This window comes from Herbaspirillum sp. Her3 (assembly GCF_057961275.1).
The window spans coordinates 2,476,620-2,487,488 of record NZ_CM176328.1 but is presented as its reverse complement, the minus strand read 5'-3'; the positions used below and the strand labels follow the sequence as shown (position 1 = coordinate 2,487,488).

Here is a 10,869-nt window from a genome sequence, read left to right as displayed (position 1 = left end):
AAATCACCATGGATACGCCAAAGACCCGTTCTGAAACCCTGCGCGAATCGATCGAAGAATTGATCGCCGTCGGCAAGCTGGCACCCGGCCAGCATCTGGATGAAACCTCACTGGCCGAGCAATTCGGTGTTTCGCGCACGCCCATCCGCGAGGCGCTGATCCAGCTGGCCTCGATGGGCATCGTCGAGATGCGCCCGCGCCGGGGCGCCATCGTGGCCGAAATCGGCCCGCAGCAATTGATTGAGATGTTTGAAGTAATGGCCGAATTCGAAGCCATGTGCGGCCGCCTGGCTGCGCGCCGCATGACCCCGGCCGAGCATGCCGAGCTGCTGGCGGCGCACCAGGCCTGCCAGGCCGCGCGCGATGCCAGCGATCCGGATGCCTATTTCTATCTGAACGAAGCTTTCCACGATCATATCTACGCCGGCAGCCACAACGGTTTCCTGGCCGAGCAGGCGCGCGCCCTGCACCGCCGCCTGCGGCCCTACCGGCGCCTGCAGTTGCGGGTGCGGGATCGCCTGAAGATGTCCTACGACGAACACCAGGCTGTGGTCGATGCCATCATTGCGGGCGATCCCGAGCGCACCGTGGAAGTGCTGCGCCAGCACATCATGATCCAGGGGCAGCGCTTTGCCGACCTGGTGGCCTCGCTGCACCAGCTCAAGTCGGCCGCATGAGCTACGGCCAGCCGGCTACAGGCTGCGCTGGCTGACGAAATGGCGCTCGCTGCCGTCCAGCGGATCAATGAAGAACAGCGAACGCGCCAGCAGTTTGAGTGGTTTGTCCAGATCATCGGCCACCCCGACGGGCACCGCATCGGGATAGAACAGATCGTTGAGGATGGGAATGCCCAGCGCGGCCATGTGTACGCGCAACTGGTGGCGCCGGCCCGTCACCGGCTCCAGCTGGTACAGGCCCAGTTCTCCGCGTGCCTCCAGCAGGGAAATATGGGTTTCCGAATTGGGTGCGCCTTGCGCCTCATACATTTTGAAGAATTGTTCAGGAATTTCTTCCACGCGGCTGCGATGCACCCGTGGCAGCTCCAGATCAGGCCGCAGCGGGGCGATGGCTTCATATACCTTGAACATCGCCCGCTGCTGGAACATGGACTGGTACTTGCCCCGGCTGGCCGGCTGATGTGAAAAGACGATCACCCCGGCCGTCTCGCGGTCCAGCCGGTGGATGGGCACCAGGTCCTGCAGACCGGTGGCCTTCTTCAGGCGCACCAGCAAGGTTTCCTGCACGAAGCGCCCGGTCGGGATCACCGGCAGGAAATGCGGCTTGTCGGCCACCAGCAGGTGATCGTCCAGATGCAGGATCTTTTCTTCCACGGGGATGCGCTCTTCGCCCTGGGGCAATTCCCGGTAATAGAAGATGCAATCCCCGCTGCGATAGGGCGAATCCGGACGCAAGTGTTCACCTTGCTGGTTGCGCACCTCTCCGCGCAGAAGACGCTCGCGCCAGATCGCTTCGGGCACTGCCGTAAACCGTTCAGCCAGGAAGGACAGCATGTCGCGCCACGGTCCCGGTTGCAGCCAGAGGTAGCTGGGCGAGAGGCCCTCGCGCATGGGCAGGGTCGGCGTGGGTCTCATGCGCCCTCCCCGTTGGCCGGTTTCCTGCGCGCGGCGCGGCGGCGCCAGGCGGCCACGCTGGCATTGGCGTCCAGATGCGCCAGCAGCTTGCCCCGCTGGGCGTCGGTGAACGGCAGGCTGTCGATCAAGGCCGGCCATTGGGTCATGGCGCGCTCTACGGTCTCCACCAGCACCGCCTGCAGCCTGGGCTCGGGCAGGCGCCACAGGTTGGCGAGCTGGCGCAGGATGGCCGGGGTCAGCAATTGCTTGCCCTTCTGCCCCGGCACGAAGGCCAGCGCATGGCCGTCCCCGCCCACATAGGCGGCATAGGCCACGATGTCATAGGCCGGCGACAGCGCAGCCTGCTGCGGGGTGTGATAGAGCAGGCTGAAGTTCTTCAGGTGTGCGTCGAAATTGCCGAGCAGTTCGTTGACCTTGATCCGGCGCAGCAATTCGTAGACATCTTCCGCACCGCGCGTACTGCGCTCCAGCAAGACCACGCCGATGGCCGCATAGGTACCAACATACTTGGCCGCCGGCGCGGTGCCGGTGACCTGGGCGAAATCTTCCATGTGCAGGCGGCCGGTGGGGGTGGGGGCATCGCGGTCGAAGCGCTGCACCAGCAGGAAACGGCTGGCGTCATTGCGCAGACCGAACGGCAGGTGCTCAGCAATGGCCGAGAGCGGCTCCAGACTGAAGCGGCAGGTCTGCACGCCGGCCGCCGCCGCCAGCGAGAGCGAAGCAAATTCCACTTGCGGCATGTTGGGGTAATCGGTGGCCGGCAGCTTGGCGATGAAGTGGCTGCCCTGGCTGTCCTTGGAGCGCATCACGTAGCGGCCGCCACTCTCCCTTACCAGGGCCAGCTTGGGCTGCACGCCAGAGAGCGATTCCCCGCCCGGCACCGGCAACTGGCCGGAACTCATTTCGTAGCTGTCGTGCCCCTGCCCCAGCAAGCGGCCCAGCTCGCGTTCATCCAGCTCTTCGGCCAACGCCGAGACATCACCAGGCAGGTCGCGTCCGCAATAGGCCAGGAGGCCAAATTCATCGTCCGGGGCCAGCCCGGCGCGCTGCACCAGGTGCTTGCGCAACTGCCCTTCCGGCAGCAGGTTCTGGAAGAAAGCCGGCAAGCCGCCCCGGCCATCGCCCCGATTGGCGGCCAGCGTCGGATCGAGCAACTGGGCGCGGGTGCGCTCTTCGGTGGAGGCCAGATAGAGCTGGGAAAGGACCGGGCGATCCGCCCCCTGCAAGGCATAGGCGTCATCGAAACGGAAGTAGCAGCGGCCGTCGTCCAGTGCGAACAGGGAGCCGACCTCGGTCTGCCCCAGGCGGATGCGCAGGGATCGCAGCATGCTCATGCCTTGCCTCCCTCGCCCATGAGCGCCTGCAGGCGCGCGCCCAGTTCGGTCTGGCTACCGCTGCCTTGCGCCTCAGCCGCACGCAGGGGGGCCGCCTGCCGTGGCAGCAGCAGCAAGTCCAGTTCCAGCGCCTCGCACAGCGCCAGCAGCTTGACCAGCTCGATGTTGCCGCGCCCGGTTTCCAGTGCCAGCAAGGTATTGCGGTGCATGCCGGCGCGCTCGGCCAGGGTGACGGCCGTCATCCCGCGCGCCTTGCGGGCGCTGCGAATGCGCTGGCCGATGTCTTGCAGATTGGTCATGAGAAGATCCAATTAAATGGTTCTTTTTACATATGACCATTTTATTGGACATTTGGTCGAATGCAAGACCAATTAATTGTGTTTTTTATTTTATACCTAATTTATTGGTACTTAAGATCTAAAAACAGGGCGTGAAGGACGGGGCAAGTCGAAAGGGGAAAAAAAATCGCAGCCTGTGAGGACTGCGATTTCAAGGCTGCCAGCGTATTCAGGCGGTGGTATTGACGTTGCGCCCGATGTTCGGGTTGGCCGGCAACGGCAGCGCCTGCAGCAAGCCAGCGGCTGTGGCAGCCTGGCTATCGAGCGCCTTCTTCAGCATCAGCACGTTGACTGAATCCGAAGTCTGCGCCGCGGCCATGTTGCTGGCCAGTGATGCGATTTGAGTGACATCCATGAAGCTCTCCTTTTGGGGATACCGGAAAACAGGATGCGTTGACCGGTGCCTTGATTACGGCTCCGGATTCCCTTTCTTTACATTAATCAAGAAGTTTTGCTCAGTATCCGAGACAGGCTGCTGCCAGCTTGACTAAATAAGCCCAACATAGAGGATGTTCTGCGCAAAAAAAAATCGCACCCCAGAAAGGTGCGATCGCCCAACGCCGATACCGCAAGCTCCGACTGTCTAGGCGATGGTATTGATGATGCGGCCGATATTCACGTTGGCCGGCAAACGCGCCACCGATTTGGCTGCGTCTACCACGTCCCCCACTGCCGCCTTGGCGACCTTGCCCACGTCGACGCCCACAGACTGCGCCGCCTTGTCGGCCATCCAGGCCGTCGCCACGCCACTGGCAATCGCTGCTAACTCCACCATATGAAACTCCTTGTCTGAAGTGCAACCGGACCATGATGACAGCCTGATCGCCAGAATTTACACATTCCACATACCATGACAAACAATTATTTACGTCATGATTAAATGTGTTAACGCAGAGCATGCTCCCGCCTTGACGGTTTTTGCTGTTTCCTTACTTGTTTTTACCTTTGTAAACAGCAGGTTGCGGCCGCGCTGGCCCTATGTGGCTCAGCGCGCCGGTACTGGGGGAAGAGAGGCCAGTTGCTCGTAGACCGAGCTGGCAATACGGGAAAGTTCGGCGCGGGGGATACTGCCGGAGAGCGCATACCCAAACTGGCCATCGATCCAGTAGAAGACATTGACCCGGCCTTCCAGGGCGAAGCGGAAACCGGTGTCACGGTTCTGGACCTGATCATGGGAGACATACAAGGTCAGCCGCTGGCCGGCGGCATCCTGGTACATGAACTGCGCCACCGGGCCGCTCTGGCCCGGCAGCAGGCGGCCACCGATCAGGTCATAGCCCAAGGGCGCCAGCTTGGGCGCACGCACGTTCGCCCCAAGCCGTCGGGAAAGCCAGGTGACCAGCGCCTGTTCCTGGTCGGCACCGACTTCCACGGGACGCCGCAAGTCGGCGCTGAAGACGGTATGCGCCACCGCCGCCTGGCGCGCCAGCATGACCGGGGCAGTGGCGAGCGGATTGCGGGAGTGGCTGCCTGCGGCCAGATCGTGCGCCACCCAACCGCCCGCAGCGCCGGCCAGCGTCAGCAGCAGCATGGCTGCGTAACGCCACCAGGCCGGGCTGTTGGCCGCCGCGCGCGGCCCGGCTTCATCGCGGCGTTGATGGGACTGCCCGGCCCCTGCCAGGACGGCTGCGGCCAGGCGCGGCGGCAGGGGTTCTTCCAGTACAGGATCGTAATGCGCATGCAGGGCCCGGTTCTGCGCCCGCCAGCCTCGCACGCGCTGCAAGTGCGCCGCATGGGCCGGGTCCTGCTCCAGCCAGGCGGCGATCTCGCTGGCACGCGCCGCCGGCAACTGGCCGTCGGCATAGGCGTGCAGATCTTCTTCGGAAAGTGCCGGAATCTTCATTTCACCACCTTCAGGGTCGAGCCGGCCTCGCTGCGCCCGCCAGGCCCCTCCATCCATTGCCGCAGCCGCTCGCGGGCGCGCGACAGGCGCGACATCACGGTGCCGGTGGGGATGCCCAGCGTGGCGGCGACTTCTTCATATCGCATTTCTTCGAGCACCACCAACAGCAGCACTTCGCGCTGTTCGGGCGGCAACAATTGCAGGGCCGCTTCCAGGTCCAGCACCAGGCCGTGCTCGGTCACTGGCGGGGGCGCTGCCGCGTCGGCCGCCTGTTCAAGCTCCACCGTGACCAGCGCCGGCTGGCGCCGTTGGTCGGCATGCAGGTTGTGCATGATGGCAAAGAGCCAGGGCCGCATGTCGCTGCCGCGCTTCCAGCTGTCCAGTTTTTGCCAGGCACGTTCCAGGGTGTCCTGCACCAGGTCGTCGGCGCTGTCGCGCCCGCCAGTCAGGGCGCGGGCGTAGCGGCGCAGACGCGGCAGGCAGGCGAGCATGGCTTGCTCGTCGGCCTGCCGTTCCCGTTGCTGACGCTGCAGCCTGGCAGTGCGTCCGAACATGGCGTACCTGGGGCTCGGTCAGGGCTTGACGATGTGCCAGATGTCCTTGAAGTTGTCGCCGGTGCGGTCACCCGGCTTCTTGTCGGATTCGTACAGGTACAGCGGCTTGCCCTGGTAGGCCAGCTGGGCGCTGCCATCGTCGCGGGTCACGGTGGAATACGGGGCCGCAGGCATGCCCATGGGCGCCACCGGTGGCCACAGCTTGGCACAGGGGCCATTGCAGACGCTCTTGCCGCTGTTGGCGGTGTCCTTGTCGAAGGTGTAGACGGTCATGCCGTTGGCATCGACCAGGATGCCGTCCATGGTCTTGACGCCGGCGCTCTGGGCCGAGGCGGTGAAAGAAACCGAGGCGCAGGCCAGGGCCAGCAGGGAAGTTGCGAGCAGTCTCATGGTGTTTCCTTTTTCGTGGTCGGGTTGCGCGATGTGCCATACCCATGCCGACGTATACGGAAGGCGGCCCTGCTTTATTCCCGCCGCCGGAAAATATTTTTCCCTACCGGGTCACGGTCTCCCGTTGCATCGGCGCCAGCAGCGCCAGCAGGCGGTTCTGGGTGCGTGAGGCAATGCCGTTCTTGTCCATGGCCAACTGCAGATCCTCGACCAGGGCGTTGAAATCAGCATTGGTCAGTTTCAAGCCCTGGTGGACTTCCCGCATCGGATCGCCCGTATAGGCACAGCCGCCGCCGCTCAACTGGCAGAACTGCTCCACCAGCTTTTCCTTGACCCGCTTGATATTGGAATTGTTGAAGGTATGGCGGATCCGGGCGTCGGCCAGCATGGTGTCCATGAAGTCCTGCACCACCCGCTCAATCACCGGCAAACCGCCGAGCGCACGGAACAGGCTGTCGTCAGGTGCCGTCTGCCCCTGGGCCAGACCAAGGGTGGAGGCCAGGACCAGGGCGCTGACTATTTGCTTCATCCTGAAGTGGTTCATTGCTGCTTCCTCACGTTCAGAAACCGGCCTGCAGCGACAGATAGACGCCTCGCTGCCGCTTGGGGTTGTAGACGGTGATGTCGCCCAGCGCCACATAGGCCAGGGTCACCGACAGGTTCTTGCCGGGGAACCAGGCCAGGAAGGCATCGTAATAATCCTTCTCATGATCGGCGGAAAGATTGCGCGGCTTCATGCGGTATTCCACGCCCAGCGCCAGCTTGCGGTTGATCAGGTAAGCCGCCGAGAATTCGCCCATGGCCTGGTAGCGGTCATTGAGATCGCCGCCAAAGCCCAGCAGCCCCATCTGGTTGGCCTTGGTCAGCCGCAGCGTGCCATTGAGAAGCAGGCTCTGCGCCAGCAGGATCTTGGTCGCCGACAAGTAATAGTCGATGCCGGCATCGCTGGCCGCGCCCAGTTGTTTGACGCTGGTCACGCTGCCTAGCCCGCCGATGCCGTTGTTGTGCTTGAACATGGCGCCCGCAGCCAGCTGCGGCAACCAGCGGTCCTGGTCGTAGACGGCATCGCCGGCCAGCCTGACCTTGATGCCCACGATGTCCTGGGTGATCTTGAGATCGGCCAGCGGCGCCAGGCTGCCGTAGAACTCCTGCTTGGCCAGCGACAGTTCCACCCGATCCATGAGGCCCACGGCCACGCCATAAGATCTGAGCGTGTAGTCCTGGGTGGCGAGGTAGGTAGCGTGGGCGTTGGCGCCATAGCTGTCGCGGCTGCCATAGCCGGTGATGAGCGCCCAGGGCGTCAAGCCGCCGCCACCGGCACCCTCGACCTGGATCACGCCGCCGGTAGCGATGAGCTTGCCCAGGTCGGGCATCCAGCGCGTGTTGTTATCCTGCGTATTGTCCTGCGTGGCTGGCTCGCTTGCCGCCGCAGCCGAGGCACGCATGGCCTGGGCCGCCTTGCGTTGCTGGGCCTGCAGCCAGGCATCGCGATCAGCTTCGCTCATCTGCGCCGGCACCGGCGTGGCCAGCGCCACCAGCAGCAAAAACGCCGCGTTTTTGGTCAATTTCTTCATGCTCCCCCTGCGCCCCTCTTGTTCATCCTTTGCTGGCGCGGCCCCCTGCGCCACTATTCATATTGCGACATTTTCGGACTGATCCAGCACCTTCGGGGCGCGCCATTGTGGCAGCCACTCCATGAAGCGCTCCACCGGCATCGGTTTGCCCATGAAATAGCCCTGCCCCTGGTCGCAGCCCATCTGCCGCAGCAGGAACCAGACCTCTTCGCTTTCCACCCCTTCGGCCACCACGCGCAGGCCCAGGTTATGGCCCAGGTCCACGGTGGAGCGCACGATCTTGGCGTCATCCTGGTCCTGCGCCATCTTCATGACGAAGGACTTGTCGATCTTCAGTTCATCCACCGGCAGGCGCTTGAGGTAGGCCAGCGAGGAATAGCCAGTCCCGAAGTCGTCGATGCTCAGCGCAAAGCCCATGGCCGAGAGGCGGTCCAGGGTGCTCTGGGCGCGCGCCGGGTCATCCATGATGGCGCTTTCGGTGATCTCCAGGCAGAGCGCGGATGGCACCAGGCGATGGCGTTCGAGGATGGCGCCAAAGGCGGCCGGCAGGTCCGGGTCCAGCAGGTCGCGGGTGGAGAGATTGACCGAGAACTTCAGCCGCAGGCCCTGGGCGCGCAGCTCGGCCGACAGGCGCGCCACCTTTTCCATCATCCACAGGGTCAGCATGCGAATGAAGCCGGTGGTCTCGGCAAAGGGAATGAAATTGTCCGGCCCGATGAAGCCCTTTTCAGGATGCACCCAGCGCACCAGTGCCTCGCCGCCGACCACGGCACCGGTGGCCAGGTCCAGCTTGGGTTGCAGGTAGAGCATGAATTCGTCACGCTCCAGCGCACGGCGCAGTTCGGACAGCAGCGACAGGTTTTCCTGGCTGCTCTGGTCGATGGCGGGATCATAGATCACCACGCCACTGCCCTTGCGCTTGGCGGCATACATGGCGACCTCGACACGGCTGAGCAGCACCTCGCTGCTCTCGCCATGGGCCGGATAACCGGCCACGCCGATGCCCGCGCCCAGGTCCACGGTCTGCTCCTGCAGTGACAGCGGCTGCTCCAGCGCGCGCAGGATGTGCGCGGCCTGGTCCAGTGCCCCGTCCAAGTCGACGCCCGGCAGCAGGATGGCGAATTCATCCCCGCCCAGGCGCGCCAGCTTGGCCCCGGAATATTGCAACCGGGCCGCCAGGCGCTCGGCCACCTGGCGCAGCAGGGCGTCGCCAAAACTGTGGCCCAGCACGTCATTGACATGCTGGAAGCGGTCCAGGTCCAGCATCAGGATGTGGCAACTGCTGCCCGGCCGCGCCTGCGCCTGGCCGATGGCGTCGCGCAGCAGGTCGGCGAACTGCAGCCGGTTGGGCAGCCCGGTGAGCTGGTCCTGATAAGCGAGGCGGCTGATCTTGAGCTCGCGGCTGGCGATTTCCGACCGCATGGTTTCGAAGGCCGCTCCCAGGCGGCCGATTTCATCCTGGCGGCGGATGTAGAGACCTTCACTGTAATCACCCTCCCCCAGCCGCCTGGCCACGGCCGCCAGTTCGCGCAAGGGACTGGTGATGCGGCGCGCCATCACGGCGCTGGCCAAGGCCGCACCCAGCACACCCAGCACCGTGATGCTGAGCAGGATCAGTTGCAGGCGCTGGTAAGGCGCCACCGCCTCGCTCACCGAACGCTGCAGCACCGCCACCGCTTCCTGGCCATTGCTGGCGCGCGCCAGCGGCAACACGCGGGCGCGATACTGGTTGCCATCGATCTGCACATCGGCGGCGCCGGCCTGGCCCAGCTGCTGGCTGCTGGCCTCTTGAGCCATCATCTTGGCCTGGGCATCGGGCAGGGTCGAAACATCGGCCGACCAGCGCGTGCCGCCGCGCTGGCGCACCAGGATGGAGACCTGCAATTGCGACAGCGCACGCATGTCGTTGACCAGATCGCGGTCCACCGGGAAGCCCATGACCACCCAGGCAATCGTGACCGGCGCCTTGACCGGCACGGCCACGATCTGGAACAGGTTGTCGCCGACCACGGCACTCTCGGCGGCGCCATTGCCATTGCCGGCGCGGCGTACCAGCTCCAGGCTGCTGCGCTGCAGATCGGTATCGGGATAGTCGAGGGTGGAGGCATGGATGAGGCCATCGGTCCCCACCAGCATGCCGATGGAAGCGCCGATGCGGGCACCGTGATTGGCCAGGACCGAAGCGATGGTGGCGCGGTCATCGGTGCCGATGGCCTGGCGGAAGCCGAAATCCGAGGCCAGCAGGCGCGCGCCCTGGGTCAGCTTCTGGGCGTTCTGGTCCAACAGACGCGTGAAGACGCGCTCGCCGATGACCAGTTCCTCGCTGATGGCGCTGCGGGCATTGCGATCAATGGCGGTTCGGATCGCCACGAAGCCGGCCAGTTGCACCACCACGATGAGGATGATGAACAGCGCGACGATCTTGCTTTCCAGACGGTAAAGACGCACCCCTGCCCCGTTTCCTGTGTAATGTCAGCCGGCCTTACAACGGCACTGCCTTGACGTTGAGTTTGATGACGGCCCGGCCCTCGCCCTGTACCTCCAGCGGCTGCTCCACGGCGGCCTGGTTCGGTCCCATGGTGAAGTACCAGGCCTTGAGCGCGTACCGGCCGTTGGCGATGCCCTCCAGCCGCACCACGCCGCTGCGGTCGCTCACGCCGAAATGCGGTGTATTGACCACCTGAACGTAGGCCACCATCTCGTCATGGATGTTGCAGCCCAACACCACCGTGCCGGCCTTGTCGAACACCACCGGGCTGCCCGGTACGCCCGAATACAGCTTCAGTTCGAAGGTCTTGGCCGGCGAAAAAGAATAGACGTGATGCCGCACCGTGTCATGGTTGGGGAACAGGATGGGCGTGCCCGTCTGCACCACCGTGACCAGCGGAATGAAGGTTTTGTTCTTCTGCTCGATCTCGACCTGGCGCGGTGGTTTGGCCGGTGCGGCGGAGCCACTGGCCGGTTCGGCGTAGACCACGGCGTTGGGAACGGGCTGGCCGGCGCTGTCCAACACTTGTACCGAGACGGCCGCCTGGGCACCGCAAGCCCACGCACCAGCCCACCACAGGAAAAGTGCCAGGAAGGGGGCGCGGCGCGTGTTCTTTTTCTGCATATCGCTGTCACTGGAAAATAAGGGCGGAGGAAACGGCCGGCGGTAGCCCCGGCAGCGGCGCATTCCTCCAGCATTCTTTGCCCGCCACTATACGCATGCCCTGCGGGTTGCCTATCGGGGAGTTTCTTAATT

The 10,869-nt window shown here is 64.2% G+C and carries 13 protein-coding genes; 1 reads left to right on the top strand and 12 read right to left on the bottom strand.

Annotated features, from left to right (window positions below; all coding sequences use genetic code 11):
• Positions 1-8 precede the first annotated feature (8 nt).
• Positions 9-677 carry a GntR family transcriptional regulator gene (locus tag ACVC5H_RS11405; protein WP_489622400.1) on the top strand — a complete coding sequence of 223 codons (669 nt, stop codon included), beginning with the start codon at positions 9-11 and terminating at the stop codon, positions 675-677.
• Between the two features lie 15 nt (positions 678-692).
• Here the strand turns inward: ACVC5H_RS11405 and ACVC5H_RS11400 are convergent, their stop codons facing one another.
• The 12 genes from ACVC5H_RS11400 to ACVC5H_RS11345 form a co-directional block, all read right to left on the bottom strand.
• Positions 693-1,592 (bottom strand): pseudouridine synthase, encoded by a 900-nt coding sequence (locus ACVC5H_RS11400; RefSeq protein ID WP_489622399.1) that lies wholly within the window; start codon positions 1,590-1,592, stop codon positions 693-695.
• Complete coding sequence (locus tag ACVC5H_RS11395; protein ID WP_489622398.1) at positions 1,589-2,926, bottom strand: type II toxin-antitoxin system HipA family toxin; 1,338 nt, start codon at positions 2,924-2,926, stop codon at positions 1,589-1,591. Before ACVC5H_RS11395 ends, ACVC5H_RS11400 begins: the two co-directional genes overlap by 4 nt.
• Positions 2,923-3,225: a helix-turn-helix transcriptional regulator gene (locus tag ACVC5H_RS11390; RefSeq protein WP_489622397.1), complete on the bottom strand. Its 303-nt coding sequence runs from the start codon at positions 3,223-3,225 to the stop codon at positions 2,923-2,925. The genes ACVC5H_RS11395 and ACVC5H_RS11390 overlap by 4 nt, the downstream gene beginning before the upstream one ends.
• Before the next feature lie 208 nt (positions 3,226-3,433).
• A complete protein-coding gene (locus ACVC5H_RS11385) occupies positions 3,434-3,619 on the bottom strand; it encodes a YjfB family protein (protein ID WP_489622396.1) in 186 nt (61 codons plus the stop codon).
• Between the two features lie 228 nt (positions 3,620-3,847).
• Positions 3,848-4,039, bottom strand: coding sequence for a hypothetical protein (locus ACVC5H_RS11380; protein WP_489622395.1), 192 nt, complete (start codon positions 4,037-4,039; stop codon positions 3,848-3,850).
• Between the two features lie 210 nt (positions 4,040-4,249).
• A complete protein-coding gene (locus tag ACVC5H_RS11375) occupies positions 4,250-5,107 on the bottom strand; it encodes an anti-sigma factor family protein (protein WP_489622394.1) in 858 nt (285 codons plus the stop codon).
• Complete coding sequence (locus tag ACVC5H_RS11370; protein WP_489622393.1) at positions 5,104-5,661, bottom strand: RNA polymerase sigma factor; 558 nt, start codon at positions 5,659-5,661, stop codon at positions 5,104-5,106. Before ACVC5H_RS11370 ends, ACVC5H_RS11375 begins: the two co-directional genes overlap by 4 nt.
• Before the next feature lie 18 nt (positions 5,662-5,679).
• Positions 5,680-6,051 carry a COG4315 family predicted lipoprotein gene (locus ACVC5H_RS11365; RefSeq protein ID WP_489622392.1) on the bottom strand — a complete coding sequence of 124 codons (372 nt, stop codon included), beginning with the start codon at positions 6,049-6,051 and terminating at the stop codon, positions 5,680-5,682.
• A gap of 103 nt (positions 6,052-6,154) precedes the next feature.
• A complete protein-coding gene (locus tag ACVC5H_RS11360) occupies positions 6,155-6,580 on the bottom strand; it encodes a group I truncated hemoglobin (protein ID WP_489622391.1) in 426 nt (141 codons plus the stop codon).
• Positions 6,581-6,611: 31 nt separating this feature from the next.
• Positions 6,612-7,625, bottom strand: a complete 1,014-nt coding sequence (locus tag ACVC5H_RS11355) for a DUF3034 family protein (RefSeq protein ID WP_489622390.1) — start codon at positions 7,623-7,625, stop codon at positions 6,612-6,614.
• A gap of 57 nt (positions 7,626-7,682) precedes the next feature.
• Entirely contained in the window at positions 7,683-10,073 is a 2,391-nt protein-coding gene (locus ACVC5H_RS11350) for a putative bifunctional diguanylate cyclase/phosphodiesterase (RefSeq protein ID WP_489622389.1), read from the bottom strand.
• A gap of 34 nt (positions 10,074-10,107) precedes the next feature.
• The gene (locus tag ACVC5H_RS11345; protein WP_489622388.1) at positions 10,108-10,737 is read right to left on the bottom strand and encodes a methylamine utilization protein; all 630 of its coding nucleotides are present in this window, start codon (positions 10,735-10,737) and stop codon (positions 10,108-10,110) included.
• Between the last annotated feature and the right edge of the window lie 132 nt (positions 10,738-10,869).